The sequence below is a fragment of the Rhizobium sp. 9140 genome, assembly GCF_900067135.1.
In the GTDB taxonomy this organism is placed as follows: Bacteria; Pseudomonadota; Alphaproteobacteria; order Rhizobiales; family Rhizobiaceae; genus Ferranicluibacter.
Map to the genome: position 1 here is coordinate 84,334 of NZ_FJUR01000006.1, position 20,612 is coordinate 104,945.

Annotated in this window: 17 protein-coding genes and 4 pseudogenes; 10 read left to right on the plus strand and 11 right to left on the minus strand. The window is 60.0% G+C overall.

The window, feature by feature from the left end:
• Window positions 1-8: 8 nt before the first annotated feature.
• Window positions 9-503, minus strand: coding sequence for an IS5 family transposase (locus GA0004734_RS25245; RefSeq protein WP_348626136.1), 495 nt, complete (start codon window positions 501-503; stop codon window positions 9-11).
• A complete protein-coding gene (locus tag GA0004734_RS26840; RefSeq protein WP_348626129.1) occupies window positions 392-769 on the minus strand; it encodes an IS5 family transposase in 378 nt (125 codons plus the stop codon). Before GA0004734_RS26840 ends, GA0004734_RS25245 begins: the two co-directional genes overlap by 112 nt.
• 86 nt (window positions 770-855) lie before the next feature.
• Between GA0004734_RS26840 and GA0004734_RS25250 the strand changes: the two are divergent.
• A pseudogene (locus GA0004734_RS25250) lies at window positions 856-1,386 on the plus strand (IS30 family transposase); the annotation flags it as partial.
• A gap of 74 nt (window positions 1,387-1,460) precedes the next feature.
• Here GA0004734_RS25250 and GA0004734_RS25255 read toward each other — a convergent pair.
• Window positions 1,461-2,261 (minus strand): IclR family transcriptional regulator, encoded by an 801-nt coding sequence (locus tag GA0004734_RS25255; protein ID WP_092938784.1) that lies wholly within the window; start codon window positions 2,259-2,261, stop codon window positions 1,461-1,463.
• 184 nt (window positions 2,262-2,445) lie between these two features.
• Between GA0004734_RS25255 and GA0004734_RS25260 the strand changes: the two genes are divergently transcribed.
• The 7 genes from GA0004734_RS25260 (at window position 2,446) to GA0004734_RS25290 (ending at window position 9,919) form a co-directional block, all read left to right on the plus strand.
• Complete coding sequence (locus GA0004734_RS25260) at window positions 2,446-3,723, plus strand: ABC transporter substrate-binding protein (protein WP_245292652.1); 1,278 nt, start codon at window positions 2,446-2,448, stop codon at window positions 3,721-3,723.
• Window positions 3,724-3,873: 150 nt separating this feature from the next.
• Entirely contained in the window at window positions 3,874-4,770 is an 897-nt protein-coding gene (locus GA0004734_RS25265) for a branched-chain amino acid ABC transporter permease (RefSeq protein WP_092938788.1), read from the plus strand.
• Window positions 4,767-5,729, plus strand: a complete 963-nt coding sequence (locus GA0004734_RS25270; protein ID WP_092938790.1) for a branched-chain amino acid ABC transporter permease — start codon at window positions 4,767-4,769, stop codon at window positions 5,727-5,729. The genes GA0004734_RS25265 and GA0004734_RS25270 overlap by 4 nt, the downstream gene beginning before the upstream one ends.
• Complete coding sequence (locus GA0004734_RS25275) at window positions 5,726-6,484, plus strand: ABC transporter ATP-binding protein (RefSeq protein ID WP_092938792.1); 759 nt, start codon at window positions 5,726-5,728, stop codon at window positions 6,482-6,484. Before GA0004734_RS25270 ends, GA0004734_RS25275 begins: the two co-directional genes overlap by 4 nt.
• Window positions 6,477-7,121, plus strand: coding sequence for an ATP-binding cassette domain-containing protein (locus GA0004734_RS25280; RefSeq protein WP_092938794.1), 645 nt, complete (start codon window positions 6,477-6,479; stop codon window positions 7,119-7,121). The genes GA0004734_RS25275 and GA0004734_RS25280 overlap by 8 nt, the downstream gene beginning before the upstream one ends.
• Before the next feature lie 61 nt (window positions 7,122-7,182).
• Window positions 7,183-8,340 (plus strand): iron-containing alcohol dehydrogenase, encoded by a 1,158-nt coding sequence (locus GA0004734_RS25285; RefSeq protein ID WP_092938796.1) that lies wholly within the window; start codon window positions 7,183-7,185, stop codon window positions 8,338-8,340.
• A 121-nt stretch (window positions 8,341-8,461) separates the two neighbouring features.
• Window positions 8,462-9,919 carry an NAD-dependent succinate-semialdehyde dehydrogenase gene (locus tag GA0004734_RS25290; protein WP_092938798.1) on the plus strand — a complete coding sequence of 486 codons (1,458 nt, stop codon included), beginning with the start codon at window positions 8,462-8,464 and terminating at the stop codon, window positions 9,917-9,919.
• Between the two features lie 38 nt (window positions 9,920-9,957).
• On the opposite strand, the gene GA0004734_RS25295 is transcribed toward GA0004734_RS25290, so the two are convergent.
• Complete coding sequence (locus GA0004734_RS25295; protein ID WP_139056351.1) at window positions 9,958-10,353, minus strand: hypothetical protein; 396 nt, start codon at window positions 10,351-10,353, stop codon at window positions 9,958-9,960.
• A gap of 158 nt (window positions 10,354-10,511) precedes the next feature.
• On the opposite strand from GA0004734_RS25295, the pseudogene istA reads away from it, so the two are divergent.
• Window positions 10,512-11,072 (plus strand): annotated as a pseudogene (gene istA, locus GA0004734_RS25300) (IS21 family transposase); the annotation flags it as partial.
• A 35-nt stretch (window positions 11,073-11,107) separates the two neighbouring features.
• On the opposite strand, the gene GA0004734_RS25305 reads toward istA, so the two are convergent.
• The 3 genes and pseudogenes from GA0004734_RS25305 to GA0004734_RS25315 form a co-directional block, all read right to left on the minus strand.
• A complete protein-coding gene (locus GA0004734_RS25305) occupies window positions 11,108-14,077 on the minus strand; it encodes a Tn3 family transposase (RefSeq protein WP_072495413.1) in 2,970 nt (989 codons plus the stop codon).
• A gap of 15 nt (window positions 14,078-14,092) precedes the next feature.
• Complete coding sequence (locus GA0004734_RS25310) at window positions 14,093-14,698, minus strand: recombinase family protein (protein WP_055971942.1); 606 nt, start codon at window positions 14,696-14,698, stop codon at window positions 14,093-14,095.
• Window positions 14,699-14,870: 172 nt separating this feature from the next.
• A pseudogene (locus GA0004734_RS25315) lies at window positions 14,871-16,244 on the minus strand (ISL3 family transposase); the annotation flags it as partial.
• 61 nt (window positions 16,245-16,305) lie between these two features.
• On the opposite strand from GA0004734_RS25315, the pseudogene GA0004734_RS25320 reads away from it, so the two are divergent.
• Window positions 16,306-16,389: pseudogene (locus tag GA0004734_RS25320) on the plus strand (IS6 family transposase); the annotation flags it as partial.
• A gap of 86 nt (window positions 16,390-16,475) precedes the next feature.
• Here GA0004734_RS25320 and GA0004734_RS25325 read toward each other — a convergent pair.
• Genes GA0004734_RS25325 through GA0004734_RS25340 form a run of 4 tightly spaced genes read right to left on the minus strand, consistent with a single transcriptional unit; the run spans window position 16,476 to window position 20,541 of the window.
• Window positions 16,476-17,393: an alpha/beta fold hydrolase gene (locus tag GA0004734_RS25325; RefSeq protein WP_210173779.1), complete on the minus strand. Its 918-nt coding sequence runs from the start codon at window positions 17,391-17,393 to the stop codon at window positions 16,476-16,478.
• The gene (locus GA0004734_RS25330; RefSeq protein WP_092938802.1) at window positions 17,390-18,790 is read right to left on the minus strand and encodes a Dyp-type peroxidase; all 1,401 of its coding nucleotides are present in this window, start codon (window positions 18,788-18,790) and stop codon (window positions 17,390-17,392) included. Before GA0004734_RS25330 ends, GA0004734_RS25325 begins: the two co-directional genes overlap by 4 nt.
• 2 nt (window positions 18,791-18,792) lie before the next feature.
• Entirely contained in the window at window positions 18,793-19,404 is a 612-nt protein-coding gene (locus GA0004734_RS25335) for a hypothetical protein (RefSeq protein WP_046797775.1), read from the minus strand.
• 51 nt (window positions 19,405-19,455) lie between these two features.
• Entirely contained in the window at window positions 19,456-20,541 is a 1,086-nt protein-coding gene (locus GA0004734_RS25340) for a catalase family protein (protein WP_175386694.1), read from the minus strand.
• Window positions 20,542-20,612 lie beyond the last annotated feature (71 nt).

Sequence of the window (20,612 nt, forward strand, 5' to 3'; positions counted from 1 at the left end):
CGATTTAACTATTTGAGCCAAATTGTTATTGCAGCGATGAGGACGAAGCCTCTGAAATTTACGAGGAGCTTGTCATATCGGGTTGCGACACGGCGGAACTGCTTGAGTTTGGCGAAGAAGCGCTCAATCAGGTTCCGTTCCCTGTAGAGCCGCCAGTTGCATGCATGCGGACGTCGTCTTCCGGGCCGTGGAGGGATGACCGGGGTGGCTCCGGCGTCGAGAATTGTGTCGTGGAAGTGCTCGGCATCGTAGGCCCTGTCGGCGATGACATGACGCGGGCGCAAACCATCGAGCAGGGCCTTGCCGAAGATCACGTCGCCCCGATGGCCTGGCGCGAGCACGAAACGCACCGGCATGCCCAGCGCATCGACCGCGGCATGGATCTTGGTGCCTAGCCCACCGCGTGAGCGGCCAAGACCCTGGGCGTCCGCTCCCCCCTTTTTTGCCGTGCACCGGCGGCCTGTGGCTGGGCACGGATGGATGTGGAATCGATCGAAATCCAGTCCAGATCGGCTTCCTGCGTCAACGCCTCGAACAACTTTTCGAGCACCCCCATCTCGATCCAGCGATAGTAGCGGCGCTTGACCGTCTGGTAGTCGCCATATCGCTCAGGCAGATCACGCCAGCGTCCGCCCGAGCGCGCCATCCAGATCAAGGCTTCGACAAACCGTTGGTTATTCGTGCGCGGTCCCCGACGCCCTTTGCGACCGCCGGGGACAAAGGGCTCGATTCGAGACCACTGCTCGTCGTTCAAGGCATCAATATCCATCGCAGACCTCCAAAAGCCTGCATGGAATCTGATTTGCCGCATGCTGAAAATCAAAAATCGTTAAATCGTCACTACAGCCTAGTCCGGAACTCAACATCCTGCGCCGCCCGGATGTGGTCGCCGATCGCAAGCAGTTCGGGCATTGGGAATGCGACCTGATCCAGTTCCGAAAGAAGTTTGGAAAGGCCAACGTCACATCACTCGTTGAACGGGTCAGCCGCTTTGCAATCTTTCTGCGCAACAATGATCGGCAGTCTCGACCGGTCATGAACGGCCTTGTGCAAGCACTTCAGGCCCTGCCCCACCTCGCCCGTCGTTCCATCACGTTCGACCGTGGCACGGAGTTCACCGACTGGCCTTACCTACAGGCGAGCATTGGCACCCAGACCTGGTTCTGCGACCCTCAATCGCCGTGGCAAAAAGGAACCGTCGAAAATACCAACAGGCGGGTACGGAAATGGCTTTCGAGAGAGGTCGATCCCTTATCGGTGACCGACGCCGACCTCATTGAGATCTGTAACCAACTCAATGCCACGCCGCGCAAATGCCTCGGCTATCGAACGCCGGCAGAGGTCTTTCGAAAGAAACTGCTCGCCCAGATGCGGCATGCCGGTTAGCTTGAAACGCCCCGCAAGTCGCGCCTCGGCATAAACTCACAGGGACAGAGTCCATCTCCAGGTGCGAAATCCGGTTATTTTCGGATCGGTTGTGAGCCTAGCCGTTGAGACAGAAGCCGTGCATGCTGGATGACATTCTGGCCGATCTCCCGGCTTCTCGCCTCGTTCAGTTGATTGGCGTGAATGCTGAAAGCTATGCCACCAACAGCCCGGTTACCGGAAAAATCGTAGACCGGGGCGCCGAAGCAGAACATGCCTTCCCGCACCTGTTGATCGTCGATCGAATAGCCGGCGGTCCGGATTTGTTCCAGTTCCTGAAACAGCGCATCGAGGGTCGCAACCGTGTGTGTGGTTAGTGGTGCCGGCAGGCCGTTCGGATAAAGTTGGACAATGGCGCTTTGTGGCATGGTGCTTAAAATCGCTTTGCCGGTGGCGGTGAACGCCGCTGGCAGGCGCATGCCGGTGCGGAAAGTTATCCCCAGCGGATCGAGTCCGTGCTGGGAGGCGATGTAGACCACATCCGAACCATCGAGAATGGTCAACGTTGCCGTCTCCGTCTTGAGCGCCGACTGCCCCTCCCAGAGCCTGACGAATTCGGAAACCATGTCGGACTTCGCCACAAAGGCGTTTGCCCACAGCATGACGTGTCCGCCCATCACAAATCCACTGCCATTGCGGTCCAGCAGGCCCAACTCGACCAAAGTATTACAGAGTCCGTGAATCGAGCTTTTCGGCAACCCCAGGTGGCGAGAAAGCCCACTCAGGGTTTGTGGCTCATCGCTTAAAGCTACCATGTCGAGCAGTCTTGTGGCGCGCTCGACGGCCGGTACGGCCGTTTTCACTGCCGCTCCGCCTTTGGAATTGTCATCCGTCATGTTTCCTCCTCTTGACGCTCATTTTTTTATGCATCATACATTATGTCGAACGGTGTTCAATATGTTGAACACTTTCGAGCCGACCGAAATGTAAGAAGACATTTCGGTCGTTTAACACGCGGGCAGCCCAAGGGTCCGCTGTAACAGACCCGGCGTTTTGCCGTGGAGGAGGAAATCTATGAACATGTCCAGGCCTCTGGCCGTAGCTGCGTGCGTTCTGTTGTCCGGTGTTGCCCCTGCAACCGTCATGGCTCAGGACGCGAAGCCTTTCAAGATCGGCGTCGTCACCTTCCTGTCCGGAGCGCCCGCAGGCCCGTTCGGTATTCCGGCCAAGATTGCTGCCGAAGTATTCGCCGAGCAGGTCAATGCCGGTGGCAAGCTGCCCGCACCTTACGAAAAGGCCGGTTTCGGTGGTCGCCCGATCGAACTCGTCGTCATCGATGAGGCCGGCGGCACCACCAAGCAGGTTTCCGAGCTGCGTAACCTCGTCGAACAGCAGAATGTCGATATGGTCGTCGGCTACACGTCGTCGGGCGATTGCCTTGCCGTCGCCCCGGTCGCCGAAGAACTGAAGACGATGACGCTGCTCTTCGATTGCGGCACGCCGCGTATTTTCGAAGAAGCTGACTACGAATATGTTTTCCGTCCGGTCGCAACGGCGACGATGGATAACGTTGGCGCAGCTCTCTACGTCAATGAAACCGTCAAGGAATTCAAGACCTACGCCGGTATCAACCAGAACTACGCCTGGGGCCAGGACGCTTGGGCGGACTTCGAAGGCACACTGAAAAGCGTGCGTCCGAACGTGACACTCACGACGTCGCAGATGCCGAAGCTTGGCGCCGGCCAGTACAATACCGAAATCTCGGCCGTACTCGGTTCCAAGCCCGACATCATCCATTCCAGCTTCTGGGGCGGTGACCTTGAAGGTCTCGTGCTTCAGGGTGCGCCGCGCGAACTGTTCAAGAACGCAACCGTCGTTCTGACGTCGGGTGAAACGGCGATCCATCGCCAGGCCAAGCAGATCCCGGACGGCACGATCATCGGTGCCCGTGGTCCGAATGGCATTTTCGCGCCGGAAAACGCCTATAACGAATGGTTCAAGGCAGCTTACAACGCCAAGTCCGACATGCCGCCGAGCTACCCTTCCTACCACATGGCGCAGACGCTTTTCGCAGCCAAGTTCGCCTATGAAAAGGCGCAGGGCGGCGATGCCAAAAAGCAGCCGACGACCGAAGAAATCGCCGCCGCTCTGAAGGGCGCGACGTTCGAAGGCCCGTCGGGCGAAGTCAAGATGTCGCTTGGCAAGGGTAATCAGGCCGTTCAGGAAATGGTCTATGGTCGTACCAAGACCGTCGATGGCAAGCTGACCTTTGTTGACGTCATTCGCTACGCTCCGGAAAAGGTGAACCCGCCGGAAGGCGTGACCAGCCATGACTGGATCAAGAACGGCCTCAAGTAAGCCTGAAATACGGCCCGCGGCGAGTCTTGGCTCCCGCGGGTCTTTCTCCGGCGCTTTGAGCGCCGTGATTGTTTGAACCGGTTTTCATCCTTCGCACCGTGCGCGGCCGAAAGGTGAAAACCGTCCTCTCCATAACAAATGGTGTGTGGCATGAACGCGCTTCTAGGCGCCGTCATCGACGGCATCCTGTATTCCGCTTGGCTTTTCATCATCGCGGTCGGCCTGACGCTGATCTATGGCGTGATGAAAATCCTCAACATGGCCCATGGTACTTTCTATGCCATCGGTGCCTATATGTCGGTGACCTTTCTCGGTTACTGGTTCTCGCAGGGCCTCCCGCCGGCGGGCAGCATTCCGGTCATGATAGTTGCGGCGCTGGTCGCCGGCACGATCATCGGTCTGGTGGTCGAACGCGGCGTTCTGCGCTTTTTCGCAGGGCGCGATCCGGTCGTGCTGCTGTTGGTCACCTATGCGCTCTTTCTTATTCTCGAAGACGTCATCAAGCTCATCTGGGGCGTCGATCCGTGGATCGCTTCCGATCCGATGTGGGCCTTCGGAAATGTTTATCTCGGACCGCTGGTCTATCCGACCTACAACCTCTTCATCGTTGCTGTCGCTATCATCAGCGGCGGGTTCCTGACCTGGTTTCTCCAGTTCACGGCCAAGGGCAAGATGCTGCGGGCCGTGATCCACGACCCGGAAGTTTCGCGCGCGATGGGCATTAATGTCAGCCGCTGGAACGTGACCGCCTTCGTGGTCGGCTCGATCCTTGCCGCGCTTGGCGGTGCTTTCACCGCGCCGACCATTTCCGTGGTGCCCGGCATGGGCGTCGAAGTCGTGGTCATGATGTTCGCGGTTGTCGTCATCGGCGGTCTCGGATCCATTCCCGGCACGATTGTCGGGGCATTGATCGTCGGCTTCGTACGTTCGCTCGCCGTCCATTACTGGCCCGAAGTTGAAGTCTTCAGCATCTATGCGGTTATGGCGATCGTTCTCGCCGTGCGGCCGCAGGGACTGTTTTCCGGCGTGGAGTTGCGCAAGATATGATGAACAAAGCTCAGACCTTCGTGCCGCTCGCCTTCGGCGCGGCCATTGTCCTTATCATCCTTGCCTGGGCTTTCCCGGCATGGAACTTCGTTATGTCCATCGGCCTTGCCAAGGGGCTGGCCGTGCTCGGCCTCGTTCTGATGATGCGGGCCGGCCTCGTTTCCTTCGGCCAGGGCCTCTATTATGCGATCGGCGGCTACTCCGTCGGCCTGATGGTAAACCTCTGGAAGATCAACGAAGCCGTACTTCTGCTGATTGCGCCCATCGTCATCGCCGCTCTCGTGGCGGCTGTGGCGGGCACACTGCTCAGCCGTTACCGCGACATCTTCTTCGCCATGCTCACGCTCGCCCTGTCGATGCTGCTCTACGGTCTGCTCGTCAAGTCGGTCGAGCTTGGCGGTACGGATGGCTTCAACATTCGCGGCGTGACGCTGTTCGGCCTGCCGCTCTCCGGTGCGGCCCGTTTCAACGGCCTCGTCATCCTCATTCTCATCTCGCTCGCCGGTGTGATCAATCTCTGGTATTTCGGCAAGACGGCGGTTGGTCGCCTGCTTCCGGGCATCAAGGACAATGAAATCCGCGTCGAGTATCTCGGTGCCTCGGCCAACAAGACCATCTATATCAGCTACATTCTGGCCGCTGTTCTGGCCGCCCTCGGTGGCGCGATGAGCGGTATCCTCGTCGCTCACGTCGATCCCGAAATGGCCTTCTGGGCAACGTCGGGCGAATTCGTGGTGATCGCGGTTCTGGCTGGCACCGGCAATATCTTCACGCCGTTCATTGCCGCGCTGGCGCTCGAATTCATCAGAACCTTTGCCTACCAGTATGCTCCGAATACCTGGCAGCTGGTGCTTGGCGTCATCATCCTCGCCATGATCCTGTTCCTGCCCGAGGGGCTCGGCGGCATCCGGTTCCGCAAGCGCAAGGCTGCGACCGTCACGACGGGAGAAAAAGCATGAAGCCGATCATTCAGGCGAAAGGCCTTGTCAAGAAATTCGGGGCGGTCACGGCTGCAAACGATGTCAATGTCGACATCATGCCCGGCACGATCTCCGGTCTTATCGGCACCAATGGTGCGGGAAAGACCACGTTCATCAACATGATTACCGGCTACCTGAAACCCGATACCGGTTCGATCCTGCTCGATGACCATGAGATCGTCGGTCAGTCGCCCCGCCAGATCACCCGGCGCGGCGTGGCCCGTTCGTTCCAGATCCCGCAGCTGTTCAATTCGTTGACGGCTCTGGAAAACCTGGCTTTGGCTTATAGCGCCAATGACAGTATCGGCCCGAAGGCGTTCTCTATCCTGTCCGACGACGCCCTGACGGCGCGGGCGGAAGAAACGCTGAAGGTTTTCGGTCTCGAAGCTTTCCACGACACGCTGGCCGGCACCATGCCGGAAGGCATCCGCAAGTTGCTCGATATCGCTGTCGCCATGGTTGGCAAGCCGAAGGTTCTGTTCCTGGACGAACCGACCAGTGGTGTCGCCAGCGAGGAGAAATTCTCTGTCATGGACCGTGTCATCGATGCGACCCGTGCAGCGGGTGTCAGCGTTCTGTTCGTGGAGCACGATATGGAAATCGTCCGTCGTTACTCCGATCGCGTTCTCGCCTTCTTCGAAGGTCGCGTCCTGATCGACGGCCCACCGGAAACCGTGCTGGCTGACCAGCAGGTTCGCGAACTCATCATCGGCGAGGAGCACGGTCATGCTTGAGGTCAAGTCGATCAACGTTTCCATTGGCAAGGTCCAGATCCTGCGTGATGTGTCGATGAAGGTCGAGGCAGGCTCCATGGTCGGCATCGTCGGCCGTAACGGTGCCGGCAAGACCACGCTGATGCGTGCGATCATGGGCCTTTTGCCGTTGCAGGCAGGCGCCATCAGCTTCGAGGGCGGCGATATTTCCCGCGAGGCACCGCATCTGCGCGTTCATCACCAGATCGGTTTTGCCCCGGAAGACCGTCGTCTCATTCCTGAGCTGACGGTTGAGGAAAATCTGCTGATCCCGGCCTGGGCCGCAGGCGTCAAGGACGCGCAGAAGCGTCTCGACGACGTCTACTCGCTGATCCCGGAAGCGGCTAATTTCAGGCATCGCCGTGCGCTTCAGCTGTCCGGCGGCCAGCAGAAGCTCGTCGCCATCGGCCGTGCCCGCATGACCGGCACCAAGCTTCTCATGCTGGACGAACCCTTCGAGGGTGTCGCTCCGGCACTGTCCAAGCGTATCGCGGAAGTGGTCTCTTCGCTGCGGCCGCTTGGCCTTTCCATCCTTCTTTCCGGCGCCGATCTTCAGCACGCCGGCAAGGGTCTCGATGCGGTGTACCGCATGGACCGTGGCCAGATCGCTTCTGTCTGACCGTCATCGAAACGGGCCTGCGCACACGCTGGGCAGGCCCAAAGCAACGGAACAGGATGCCATGAGCAACTTCATCTTCAACACTACGAAATCCATCATCTCCGAAGTCGGCGCCAGCGCCCGGATTGCCGAGATCGCCGGCTCCACCCTCGGAAACCGTGTCGTGCTCGTCACTGACAAGCTTCTGCGCAAGCTGGGCCTGATCGATCCGGCGCTCGCTTCCTTCGCCAAGGCCGGCATCGAAGTGGTCATCTTCGACGACATCGACGCCGATCCGCCGGAAAAGAATGTTCTCGAACTGGCTGCGCTCATAAAGTCCCACAACGCGACAGGCGTCATTGCCATCGGCGGCGGTTCTCCGATGGATGTCTCAAAGGTCGCGGCGCTGATTGCCAAGGGTGGCGAAGAGCTGAACGACGTCTACGGCGTCAATGTCGCGAAGGGTCCGCGTCTGCCGCTCGTTCTCGTTCCGACGACGGCCGGAACCGGTTCCGAAGTCACGCCGATTGCGATCATCACCACCGGTGGCGCGGAAAAGAAGGGTGTCGTAACCCCTCTCCTCCTGCCCGACATCGCGGTTCTCGACGCTGACCTGACGCTCGGCCTGCCGCCGGCAGTGACCGCCGCGACGGGTATCGACGCCATGGTGCATGCGATCGAATCCTACGCTTCGGCATCTGCCAACAATAACCCGGTGTCGAACGGTCTTTCCAAGCAGGCATTGCGTCTGCTGGGCGCCAATATTCGCGAAGCGACGTTCAACGGTCAGAATCGTGAAGCTCGCGCCGGCATGCTGCTCGGCTCGCTGCTCGCCGGTCAGGCTTTCGCCAATTCGCCGGTGGCCGCCGTTCATGCGCTGGCCTACCCGATCGGCGGTCACTTCCACGTGCCGCACGGGCTTTCCAACGCGCTGGTTCTGACGCATGTCCTGCGTTTCAACCTGTCCAAGGGCGCGAAATTCTATGCTGAGATCGCTGCCGACGCCTTCCCCGAACTTGCCAACGTGCCGTTGGAGCAGCGCGCCGAGGCCTTCATCGAGGCTCTGGACAAGCTCGGCAAGGAGCTGAAAGTGCCGCAGACCTTGCGTGAGGTGAACATTCCCCGCGACGCGCTACCGATGATGGCGCGCGATGCGATGAAGCAGACCCGCCTTCTCGTCAATAATCCGCGCGAAGTCACGGAAGCCGACGCGCTGGCGATCTACGAAGCCGCCTACTAACCCAACAAATACGGGTCCGGCGAAAGCTAATCGAACAGACGACGCCCGCACCGGTTCCGGTGCGGGGTTTTGTCCCTGTCGGTCAGTCGCCCTGACCCCCCCCGAGAACAGGAAGAGCATCATGTTGGAAACTGTCAAAGCATCCGGCTGGCTTCGTGAAGCCAATCTGATTGGCGGCGAATGGGTTGCAGCCGATAGCGGCAAGACCATCGACGTCACCGATCCCGCAACCGGCCGCGTCATCGGCACGATCCCCTATGCCGGCAAGTCCGAAACGCAGCGCGCCATTGCCGCCGCCTCGGCCGCCTTCCCTGCCTGGTCGGCGAAGACCGCTGCCGAACGCGCCAACCTTCTCTTGGAAATGGCTCGCCTCGTTCGCGAAAACATCGACGCGCTGGCCAGCCTGCTGACGCTGGAACAGGGCAAGCCATTGGCCGAAGCCAAGGGCGAAGTCGCAATCAGCGCGGCCTATATCCAGTGGTTTGCCGAGGAAGCCCGTCGGGTTAACGGCGAGATTATCCCCTCCCCGTGGAAGGATCGCCGTATCCTCGTCACCCGCGAGCCTGTCGGCGTCGTCGGCGCCATCACGCCGTGGAACTTTCCGCTGTCGATGATTGCCCGCAAGCTGGGTGCTGCACTTGCAGCCGGTTGCACCATCGTCGTCAAGCCGGCCGAGTTCACACCCTATTGCGGTCTCGCATGGGGGCTCCTCGCCGAAAAGGCAGGCATCCCGGCCGGTGTGGTCAATATCGTCACGGGCGCTGCCAGCGAGATCGGTGGCGAACTGACGGCCAGCTCCATTGTCCGGAAAATCACCTTCACCGGCTCCACCCGCGTCGGCAAGTTGCTGTACAACCAGTCGTCCGACACGATGAAGCGCCTGTCGATGGAGCTGGGCGGCAATGCGCCGTTCATCGTTTTCGATGACGCTGATATCGATCGGGCTGTCGAGGGCGCCATTGCCGCAAAGTACCGCAATTCCGGGCAGACCTGCGTCTGCACCAACCGCTTCTATATCCAGGACGGCATCTACGACGCTTTCGCCGAAAAGTTCGCCGCTCGGGTCAAGGCACTCAAAGTCGGTAACGGTTTCGAAGCCGGGAGCGAGCAGGGTCCGCTGATTAACGAAGCGGCTGTGAAGAAGGTTGAGGATCACATCGGTGATGCGCTTGCCAAGGGCGCTCGCACGCTGGTTGGTGGCAAGCGTCACGACCTAGGCTTCACCTTCTACGAGCCGACGGTTCTGGCTGATGCGACCTCCGATATGGTCGTGGCACGCGAGGAAACCTTCGGTCCGCTTTCGGTCCTGTTCCGTTTCAAGGACGAGAAGGAAGCAATCGACGCGGCCAATGCCACCGAGTTCGGTCTTGCTGCCTACATCTACACCCGCGATCTCGCCCGTACCTTCCGCGTCTCCTCGGCGCTGGAATATGGCATGGTCGGCATCAACGAAGGTATCATCACGACGGAAGTCGCGCCCTTCGGCGGTGTCAAGGAAAGCGGCATGGGTCGTGAAGGCTCGGTCCACGGCCTCGATGACTACCTCAACATCAAGTATCTGAGCGTCGGCGGTCTCTAAATCGTTTTCAGGGCGCGGCCATGGTTGCGCCCTGACCATCAGGTCTTTCGAAAACCGTCCGTCTGGGTTGCCACGATCTTGTCGGCGATCGCCTCACGGGCGGCTTCGGTCTCGCCTTCCATCGGGCGATACCAGATCGACAGCCAGTTTACCGCGCCGAGAATTGCCTTGGCGGTGATGGATATGTCGAGTGCACGGATCGAGCCATCGGCGATCCCTTCTTCCAAAGTCTGCTTGAAAAGACCTTCGAACCGTCTGCGAATGGCGATCAGTTCGTCCAGCGTCTTGCGCTGGTCGGGCGTGGTTGCCGCGAGCCTGTGCATGTGAACGCCCTGTACGACCACGGCTTCGAAGGCGGCGTTGCGCATCATCGCCATGGCATGAGCCTTGATCATCGCGGTCAGCCGTTCAGCCGCTGGGCCAGTCGATTGCATGGCCTGCTGGACGGGTAAAAACAGCCGTTCCATGCCTGAGAACGGCGGTGCAAAATTCGTCCACGGAAGCGGCGGGATAGTCCTGCTGCGCCGGAGTAAAACCCGGCCACCTATTTACCCTTCTGCGACGACAGCAGGAGGGCGTGGGGATCTACACCGTGGAACTTTATCTGAGGGTTCGCCTGGCCGTCTCTGAGGGGATGAGCCGGCGTCAGGCTGCAAAGCATTTCAACATATCGCGCGACAGCGTGGCGAAGATGGTGGCCTATTCGACGCCGCCTGGTTATCAGCGTCGCTCGCCGATCCGTCGACCGAAGCTGGATGCATTCGTTTCGACGATCGAGCATTGGCTCGATGAGGATCTGAAGGTGCCGCGCAAGCAGCGCCATACCGCCAAGCGGGTGTTCGACCGCCTGCGCGACGAATGCGGTTTCACCGGCGGTTACACGATCATCAAGGATTATATACGCGAGCGGGATCAGCGTCGGCAGGAGGTGTTCGTGCCTCTGTCGCATCCGCCCGGACACGCGCAGGCCGACTTCGGCGAGGCGACTGTGGTGATCGGCGGCGTCGAGCAGAAGGCCCGCTTCTTCGTTCTGGATCTGCCGCACAGTGACGGCTGCTATGTGCGGGCCTATCCGGCGGCGGTGGCCGAGGCCTGGGTTGATGGCCATATCCACGCATTCGCCTTCTTCGGGGCCGTGCCGCAGTCGATCGTGTAGGGGCTCCGTGGGCATTTCTGCAATAATACCCGCTAAGGGAAAGCGAAGTTGTTTGGATTGAAACGGTTAGCGCGGATCGGCCTGAAGCGTTCGAGGGGTCGGTCAATTTCGTTCCAGAGATAGTCGCCGGTGAGTGCGATATGAGCCCAGGGAAGTGGTGCGACTTGGGAGAGCAGCTCGGCGGGAATATCGATGCCCTGGGTGCGGACATAATCGACAGCGCGGCTGAGATAGACGGTGTTCCACAGGATAATGGCGTTGACGACGAGGTTGAGACCTGACGCCCGATAGGCCATGGTTTCCGCCACGCGGTTGCGCAGCTCGCCAAGCTGGTGGAGGAAGACCGCCCGGGCAAGGGCGTGACGGCTTTCACCCTTGTTGAGGATGGCATGCGATCTGCGCCGGAGCTTGGTGTCGAGCAACCAGTCGCAGATGAAGATCGAGCGTTCAATCCGGCCCATTTCGCGTAGCGCCTGATTGAGCCGATTTTGCCGAGGCGATGCGGCAAGCTTCTTGAGGATGACGGACGGCGGCACGAGGCCCGCGCCAATCGATGACTTCAGCCGCAAGACCTCATCCCAGTGCTGCTCGATGACATCCATGTTGACGGCTCCCGAGATCAGCGCCCCGAGCGGGTCGTACGCCGCGTCGGGATCGATGACGAAGAGCCTGCGATTGCCGAGATTGCGGATACGAGGAATGAGCCTATAGCCGAAGCCATGGAACATAGCGAATGTCGTTTCGGTCGCGCCGGCGGTATCGGTTGCATGCTCATGGATTTCGACGGAGCTTTCGTTGTGAAGGAGGCCGTCGAGCACGTAGGGCGCTTCGCTCTCGGACGCCTGGATCATCCGGGAGAAGAAGGAGGCGAAACGATTGGACAGGAAGCCATAGACCGAAGCACCTGGTCTTTTGCCGTATTTTGCATTGTATTCGAGGCTGGCTTCACCGCGCCCGCCTGCCGGAAAGAACTGCCCGTCCGAGGAGGAGATATGACCGTCGCCCCAGACCGCGGCGAAGGGATGAGCCTGCTGCGCATCGACCAGCACGGCGGTCGCCGTAGCATAGGTTTCCGAGCGCAGATGCCTATCTACCATCAGCATCATCTGGTGGATCGTGACGCCGCGTGAGCTTTCCGCCATGCGTTCAGCACCGGCGTTGGTGGCGTCGGCAAGGATAGCGGCCATCAGCGCCGGCTCGTCGTTCGCCGTCTCGCCGGTGCGATAGTGTGTGAAGCTGTCAAGGAACCTGGTCCAGCTGTGGACCTCGGCAAGCAGGCTGGTGATCCTGATCCGGGGAACGAGGATGTAAAGACGCCGGCTGAGCGCGACGATCCCGTCACGCTCCTCCTCGCGGATCGGGGAGACCGACAAACCCTTGTCGGAAATAGCCGCATCCGGAATGGCGTTGGCGGCCGCCGCCCTTGCCAGCTCTTTGAGTTTCGCGTCGAGCGTGGCGGTGCGTTCGGCTCGCCATTCGGCAAAGCTGTCAGGGATGGCAAGCCCGAGCCGGCCTTCGGCGCGCATCAGGGCAAAGATCGGTCGAGGCAGAAGATAATCCTCGAAACTGCGCCATGCTCGGCTGCCATCAACCCATATGTCACCGGCCCGCAGGCGCTCCCGAAGGTGAACGAGTACCGCCACTTCCCAAGCCCGAAGGTCGATGGTGACACCGTCCGAGCGCACACGTCGCCGCCACTTGCGCGTCATGAACGCGAACGGCACCTGCGCGGGTAGTTTCCTGCCACTGTAGAGCGCACGCAGATGATCCACTGCCTTCAAAACCGGATCATCGGGACGAAACGACCGGAAAGAGAACGCGCCGAACATGAGCCTGCCCAGCTTTCGCAGCGATTTGTGCCGCTCTATGAGCTCATCGAATTCGTCGCTGCGATCGGGGCGCACGACGGACCTGGCTGCGGCCACGCTGGCGGTCAATCCGTCCCAGCCGAGTGAGACTGCAATTGCGGATGCGAGATCGGTGTTGTTCTCACGGGCGGCCAGAAGCGCCTCGCCAAGCTTGAGATGATCGAGCGCCACCCCATCAAGAATCTCGGCTTCTTTCAGCCGGCGTTCTGTGCGGCTAAGTTCAGCCTTGCGCCGGGTGCTGCCGATCAGTTTGCAGAACATGTCGATCGCAAGGTCGGTGATTGCCGCCTGCCTCTCGATGACGAACGCCGTCAGCGTGGCGTAGCGGCGCTCGGATGTAAGGCGTCGTATCTCACGGGCATGCAGAATGCGGGCGTCCCGGGCGATGATGCCATAGCGGTTGGCATGGATCGTTTTACGTCGCTCATCGGAAATCGCCGCCGAACGCAGAACCTCAAGCCGGGCAATCAGGCCCTTGAGGTTTTTCAGTTTCGTCCCCTCCGGCGCTTCCGCAATCCAGCCGAGATGGCTCCGATCGCCGGACCGATCGATGAGAAGCTGATCAAGCGCCTCGATGGACGGTTGCTCCATGCCCCGGATCAAGCCGCGATAAGCCTGTCGTCGCGCTGCCGCCCGGCCCGCCATCGCCAGACGTATCAGCAGTTCCGGCACAGGAACGAGCAGCTTCCTCTCCTTCAGGGCTTCGATCACGGCCTTGGTGATCGGCTCGCCTTGTTCGGTAGCGGCTGCCTCGCGTGCCGCCGCGGTGATCAGGGATCGATAATCGCTCGCCCGGACGGGCCGGAGATCCAGTGCGACGACAATCTCCCGCGTATGTTCTCGACGGGTTTCCTCCCGCTGGGCATAGAGTGCGAACACCGCAGCGTCGATGCCCAACTGGTCGGCGACAACGGAGACGACTGCCTGAGGCGGAACTTCCCCAGCGCGGAGCGGACGACCGAGATCACGCACCAGGGCGAGTTGGATGGCAAAACCCAGACGATTATGCGATCGGCGATGCGCCCTGGCGAAAGCGATGTCCTCAGCGGACAGCGCATAGCGCGCGAGGGCCTCTTCATAAACATCGGGTGGGTCGAACAGAACGGTGCGCGACTGCGCGTCGAGGAAGGCCATCGGTCACACCCGCTCTCAAACTGGGGGAGCAGGCTCATCTTCTTTGCCCGGTCCGGTCCATCCGGTTCGCCGCAATGTATCGATGAGAGTCGAGCGCGGCACCTTGAATGTCCGACACACCGACGCCTTGCTGGCGCCGGCTTCCAGCGCCGCCAGAATCTGCTCAACCTTTTCGGTGTCGATCGTCGGTGGCCTACCGCCCTTGCGACCGCGCCGGCGTGCCGCCGCCAGTCCAGCGTTGACCCGCTCCGTGATCAGCACTCTCTCGTATTCGGCGAGCGTGCCAAACAGGTTGAACAGGAACGCACCGTGCGAATTCGTCGTGTCGATAGCTTCCGTCAAAGAGCGGAAGGCGACCCCGCGCATCTTCAGATCCTCAACGATTCTGATCAGGTGGGAGAGTGATCGGCCCAGACGGTCGAGCTTCCAAACGACCAGCACGTCACCCTCGCACAATTCCGCAAGGCAAGCCTTCAGCCCCGGCCGATCGTCGCGCGCGCCCGAAGCGCGATCCTGATGCAGGTGACGCTGATCGACCCCGGCCGCGAGCAGGGCGTCGCGCTGCAAGGCAACCGACTGCCGCTCATCACCGCTCGATACCCGCATGTAACCGATCAACATGCACGACAAACCTCAAATTCCGTGTTGCCGCACAGTCTCACATTCCGACAGGGTTTGTCGCGCAAATAATTGCCCAGTCACCCCGTCGATTTCGACCCGCCGAACCGCTACGCGGAAATCATCTGTTTTCCGTCACACCAAAAATCTCTTAGCGGGTAATATTGCAGAGATTCCCACGGAGCCCCTTGAAGCGCATCGCCAGGCGTCGCATCTCGACAAACGCCTCAGATCCCTGCTTCAGGGCGTCGACCTTCCTTGCCTGCCGGTCCGTCAGCAGGCCTCGCGGCTTGATACATAGCGCCGCGGCAACCACCGGAGAGATTGCATGACCGGTTTCGGGATCTCGAACCGGTTCCGACTTCAACGCGGCGGGCGGTACATCATCGGCCTGTCCCCTTTCGGCCCGCCGCCAAGCTCCGAGCAACCGCTCCAGATTGGCGAAGCTGCCGGTGTAGCCGCGCTGCTTGACGTCGTGAAACAGATGCCGTCCGCGCCGGTTCCCATCCTTCCAGCATTGCGCAAGGAAGGCTTCGAAATACCATGGTGATGTGGGGTTCAGTGCTGCTCGTCGCCTGTCTTGTGGAGCCTCGAACTTGAGCCACTTCGTTATGCTGCGACGCTCATAGCCGGTCCGTCTGGCGATCTCGCTGTAGGACAGCCCTTGCTGGCGCAAGGCATGGAGCATGTCGAATATCTCCTGGCGAGATTGCCTATGCGCAAGACGGGCGCGCCGGCGATGTGTCGCAGCGTCAACAATTGCGTCCTCCGAAAGAATGGCCCTGCCGGTGGCACGCCCGGAAAGGCTCATCTGTTCTTCGATGGCCGAACGAAGGTTCTGGACCAGATGAAACCGATCGGCGACCTGCCGGGCCTGCGGTGCGCCTTCACGGGTGGCCTGCGCATACAGGCCGCAGCGGTCGCGGCTGACAATCTCGATGGAAGGATGACTCCGAAGCCACTTGGCCGCATTCTCGACGCTACGGTCATCCAGTATGTCAATAACCGAGCGGCGCTCGAGGTCGACCATGATGGTCCCATAGCTCGTCGCGCGCCGCCAACTCCAATCATCGATACCGACCACCCGTATCTTGGAATTGCGTTGGGCAACTGCAGCATCCCGTTTCAGTTGCCGCAGGATAGTGTCGTCGCTGACCGGTATGCCGAGCCGTTGCATCAACCGCTCGCCAGGACGGCCGCCAGTGCTATGGCCGAGCAAGCCAACAATCTCTCCGACCCTTCTTGTCCGACGCGCGTATGGATCAGCTACCATCGGAAGACGGTCGGTGAACGTTCGTCGTGCGCATTCCCCATGTGCACATCGCCAGCGGCTCAGCAGGAGCTTCACTGTCACGGGCTTGCCCTGGACTGGCAGATCCTGGAGGCTGCGGCAGGACCAGCCATGCCGACTTCGGCTTCGACATCCACAATCGGGGCATACTCCGATCTTGGATCCAGCTGCGGAAACAACCCAACCGTGATCAACGGTGAGCGCGACACCCAGTACTTTGACCCCTGGACCGGGCGACCATTTCGATTTCGTTCGCATGCCCGCCCATAGCCAAAACCTCGCTAACGGCGAATGAACCACACAAAGTGAGGAAGAACCTCAAAAACACTCCGCCCTCGCCACCCACATTCATCGGATCCGCGCCATGGCGCACTGGAAGGCCGTGACCGGCGCAACTGCCTGAGTTTAACTGAAAGCGCTTCGTCCGGCCTCAGTCGAACAACGTGACAACGCCGTTCTGAACGTTCGTGACAATTGGTGGCGAATAAGTCACATATCGCTTGATATCTGAGGTGAAAATTTCACGTTCGATGGCGCATTAGCCTTGAGGTGATCGATGAGCGCTTCGGCAACGACCTCTGGAGACTCTTCCAGCAGCCAGTGAGAGCCTCCTTGCAGTTCGACGAAGCGATAGGAAGCGTTGACATGCGCGCTTGTCGCTTCCGCCGCGGCCCGGCCAAGCGCCTGATCGTTGCTTCCCCAGATAAATACGGTGGGCACGTTAATCCTGCCGATGCGGATGTGAAGATCGAGTGCCCGATACCAGCTCAGTCCAGCCGTCAGCACGCCGGGCTGTGACAAGCGGGATACGTAATCATCGAGACGCGGTTTCGGCAGCTTGTCCTTGAATACTCGCTTCAGCGCGCTGGCGCCACGTCGCAAGAGCAGCCATTCCGCGACATGGAAGGGAAGCCGAAAAACAGTGATATAGCGTGAGCGCCGCTTTTGATCCCTGTCGGTCCGGCGGGCCTCCAGCAGTGCATCGACATGCGGTGTCGAAACGATCGATAGCGACTGAAGCCGATCCGGATATCTGGCTGCAAGGCTCCAGGCGACGATACCGCCCCAGTCATGACCGGCCAGATGAAACCGCTCCAGACCAAGAGCGATTGCGATTGCGAGCACGTCGGCGACAAGGTCATCCACCGCGTAATCGCGTACTGTTTCGGGCCGCGCACCTGCCGAATAGCCGCGTTGATCGATGGCGATCGCGCGATAGCCGGCTTTTGCCAGCGCCACTGCCACTTCCGCCCAGCTGTCGGCGAATTGCGGGAAGCCATGAAGGAGAAGGACAGTTTCCCCTTCTTTCGGCCCGCACGCCAGGCCCGAGAACACCATTCCGCGAGCAGCCAGGGTGAATTCCTCGATATCCATCCAGGGTGCGGCCTGATTGCCGATATCCGTCATTGCGCAGAGGCATCTGCCGGCTGCCTTTTCCATCCGGCATCAGCGATCCACTTGAGCGCTGAAAGACTTGGCATGAACAGATATTCGCCGCCCTTCATGACGTTGAAGGTCTGAACGCCGTCGACCCGCTTACGAACCGGAGTCTGCGGAATGGTGAACTGGCCATCTTCTTCGTGCAATCCCACGATCGGATCTCGCTCTTCCCCGAGATCGACAAAGTTACCCCGGTTGATCCATTCCTGCTGCATGAACTCGATCGTGTCATAGGCCCGCGCGCTGATGAAGATGAAGAAAATTCCCCGGTCAGCCTTGCCGTCATCTTGCGGCGTGACATCCTCTGAATAGACCGGACCAAACGTCGATGATCTGCGAATGATGCGATGGATGTTGACGTCGGTCAGCAGGGTCAGCTCGGAGTCGCGCGGATTGAGCCGGCGCATGTGACAGCCAAGGGGTACGACGCGTCCCTTCGGATCATCCTTGAAATTGAAGTCATTGTTGCGTTGTGGATCATTGCCGAGATGCGGATCGTCGTGATCCGGCGACAGAATGAGCGGGGCGCCAGATCGCCAGCGACCGAACATTTTGGCAGCAAGGAGCTCGCGTTTCTCTTCAGTCTCACCATGGGCCTTGAGGAACGCATTAAAGCATCCGACGCGGCTCTGGAACTTGCGCAGGACAACGAAGGTGCCGTTCCTGCCGAGCACCGCAGGCTGCGGCATGGCCAGTTCCTGGCCGTTTTCGCTTTCATAACCAAGAATGAACTCCCCAGCTTTGATCGGCCGCTCCTCGCCGGGAAGCGGATCAATCCCGCTGCCTTCGACGGCCGGCTGCGAGATCGAATCCCGAAACCCGAACGGGTTTTTAGCACCATCAGGTGCCCCGAAGCGATGCTCACCGAGGAGCGTGACGCCGTTGCTTCTGTCGAGTTCTGCCCGCGCCGTCGCCAGCGCCTTGTCGAGTGCCGCGTCGTCGACGGCATATATAGTCAACGCCAGATGACAGTTTCCGGGTTTGAACACGTCCTCCCACTGCTCAGGCGCATTTGGACCGAAGTCGCGAAGCTGTTCACGCCTGGCCGCCATACCCTGCTGAAACGGCAAGGGAAAGGTGTTGAGTTGAGCGTCCGGAACGCCGAGTGCCTTCAGACCTTCAAAGCTCAGTGCCGCGCCGATCCAGAAATCGAGATTGTCGGTCCAGTTGTCTGCCGAGGCAATGTGAGGCGCAAGGCGACCAAGAAGATCCCTTGCACCCTCGGGCTCATCGAAGTGGAGCATGGCGTGGATGCCGACATAAGGCTCGGGGCGGCTTCTGAGGATCAGTGCCTGGATGTCATCCAGCTCGAGAGAGACGCTGTCGCGTCGAAACCGTTGCCTGATCGATTGGAGAAGGTTCATACTCAGCCCACCTTGTCTAGGAATTCATTGACGGCATGCTCCATTCGTTGCAGCCGCCGCACATCGACCACGGTGACCTGCGGATTGGCAACGAACCATCCGGCCGCGGTAATCTGATGTTCGGCGATAAAGTCCTTGACCTTGGGGCTTGCGATGCCAGGCCAGCCCTCGACGGAGGCGAAGAGCAGATCCATCAGATCCGGGATTTTGGTGGCGAAGTCGTTGATATAGGTATCCCAGTCGCCATCATAGGCGGTGGCGAAGAGGATGCGCGTGTCATTGTCAAAGAAGACGAAACGCATGTTGTGCAGCGTGCCAACCTTCTGAGCGCCGTCGAAATTGCCATTCACCAGATTGAAAATGCGCCGAAGCCGGTCGGCGCCACCGGGCTTAAGATCGGCGATGGCCGTCAGCTCGGAGACATTGCCGGATTGGGCTCCGACCCGACCGGCGGAGCCTGCGGTACCCTTGAGATCGGGATTGTGCTTTGTGACCATCTGCTCAAGCGCAAGCTTGGCGAGTTGCGGGGCGTCCCCGACCACCTCCTCGATCCTGCGCCGAATGGCTTGCAAACGCGTCTCGTCGATCTGTGGGGTGTCGTCTGTGTCGGCCATGCTGGCCTCCTTTCCATGACATTCATGAATTGTCTGGCGATGAGGAATTATTCAATCCGGAATTTCGTCGATCGATGTCGGCTCTAAACGGGGCTGCGCGTTCAGCGCGTGACGGCGTGCCGCCGACCGCTCGTATGCGGCAATGCGGATACGCATGATCGATCCAAGCGGTTGATGATCCTTGATCCCGTGCCAGGGATTGAAGGATAAGACATCGTCACCATAGACCCGGCGGGCAGGGGAGTACGCCTCCTGAGCGGGAATGCGGAGCGTTGCAATGGGCTGTTGCGGAGACAATTCCTCGCGCCACAGCACGGCGGCATCTTCGACGGGCATATGGTCTAAACTGCGACAGAGCTGGGCGCGCAGTTCGTATTCCGCGGCCTGTTGTCTGAAGTGATCGACGACGAGATCGCGCATCGTACCGTCCTCGATATCACCGACGTCCTGACCGGTCAGATTGCGAACGTTTTCCGACAAAGGCGCGGCGCTGATCTTGGCGATGTAATCGCCAAACCGGATCGCGGCCATCGAATGATAGGTCTCGCCAAGCAAGTGGGCATTATCGCGCGCCAACCCCTTCAAGGTCGCACCTGGCTCGATGCCGACCGCTTCCACGGCCGTCTCCACGCCTCGCGCGACACCAGCCATGGCCCGCTGGAGGAACGCCGGGTTCTCCGCGTTCTTCTCCAGGAGACCGACAAGCTGGCGGTACTTCTTGATCGTGCCAAAGCTCAAAACCGGGATGTTGACGAGCAGAAAGTCCTGGTTGTGCCCGGCATCGTCGGCCAGCAACCGATCGCCATCGACGCCGATGACTTTGATCGCCATGCCACGTGGTGCCGGGATGGTGTCGGAGTGAATGTCGCCAGGTGCGGAGGACAGGCGAATGATCACGGAGTAAGTGGCCGGTCGCGCAAACAATCCCTGGCACAGATGGTCAGGAAGTTCCGGCACAACCAATTCACCCTTGAGAAAACCATGACTTTTGGCATGCGCGTCGCGGACGGCATGGCGGTGGCGCTCGAATGCCTTGCGGTTCGATTCAGCCATTATGTCGAGGATTTCAGCAGTGAGGGCATCCTCATCATCTGCTCGAATTTCGACATCTGCATGATAGGGAACGTACTCGCTCAAATGATCGCCTCAAATCTATCTTGAAACCATATCGACTTTGCTCGGGTTGAGATATCGCTTGATATCTGAGA

Excerpts from the sequence above, each read along its gene's own strand:
- GA0004734_RS25310 (WP_055971942.1), bottom strand. The coding sequence starts at position 14,698 with ATGTTGATCGGTTACATGCGGGTATCGAGCGGTGATGAGCGGCAGTCG.
- GA0004734_RS25275 (WP_092938792.1), top strand. The coding sequence starts at position 5,726 with ATGAAGCCGATCATTCAGGCGAAAGGCCTTGTCAAGAAATTCGGGGCG.
- GA0004734_RS25335 (WP_046797775.1), bottom strand. The coding sequence starts at position 19,404 with ATGGCCGACACAGACGACACCCCACAGATCGACGAGACGCGTTTGCAA.
- GA0004734_RS25290 (WP_092938798.1), top strand. The coding sequence starts at position 8,462 with ATGTTGGAAACTGTCAAAGCATCCGGCTGGCTTCGTGAAGCCAATCTG.
- GA0004734_RS25270 (WP_092938790.1), top strand. The coding sequence starts at position 4,767 with ATGATGAACAAAGCTCAGACCTTCGTGCCGCTCGCCTTCGGCGCGGCC.
- GA0004734_RS25305 (WP_072495413.1), bottom strand. The coding sequence starts at position 14,077 with ATGGCCTTCCTCGACGCGCAGTCGCGCACCGTTCTGTTCGACCCACCC.
- GA0004734_RS25260 (WP_245292652.1), top strand. The coding sequence starts at position 2,446 with ATGTCCAGGCCTCTGGCCGTAGCTGCGTGCGTTCTGTTGTCCGGTGTT.
- GA0004734_RS25325 (WP_210173779.1), bottom strand. The coding sequence starts at position 17,393 with ATGACGGATATCGGCAATCAGGCCGCACCCTGGATGGATATCGAGGAA.
- GA0004734_RS25330 (WP_092938802.1), bottom strand. The coding sequence starts at position 18,790 with ATGAACCTTCTCCAATCGATCAGGCAACGGTTTCGACGCGACAGCGTC.
- GA0004734_RS25295 (WP_139056351.1), bottom strand. The coding sequence starts at position 10,353 with ATGCAATCGACTGGCCCAGCGGCTGAACGGCTGACCGCGATGATCAAG.
- GA0004734_RS25265 (WP_092938788.1), top strand. The coding sequence starts at position 3,874 with ATGAACGCGCTTCTAGGCGCCGTCATCGACGGCATCCTGTATTCCGCT.
- GA0004734_RS25280 (WP_092938794.1), top strand. The coding sequence starts at position 6,477 with ATGCTTGAGGTCAAGTCGATCAACGTTTCCATTGGCAAGGTCCAGATC.
- GA0004734_RS25285 (WP_092938796.1), top strand. The coding sequence starts at position 7,183 with ATGAGCAACTTCATCTTCAACACTACGAAATCCATCATCTCCGAAGTC.
- GA0004734_RS26840 (WP_348626129.1), bottom strand. The coding sequence starts at position 769 with ATGGATATTGATGCCTTGAACGACGAGCAGTGGTCTCGAATCGAGCCC.
- GA0004734_RS25255 (WP_092938784.1), bottom strand. The coding sequence starts at position 2,261 with ATGACGGATGACAATTCCAAAGGCGGAGCGGCAGTGAAAACGGCCGTA.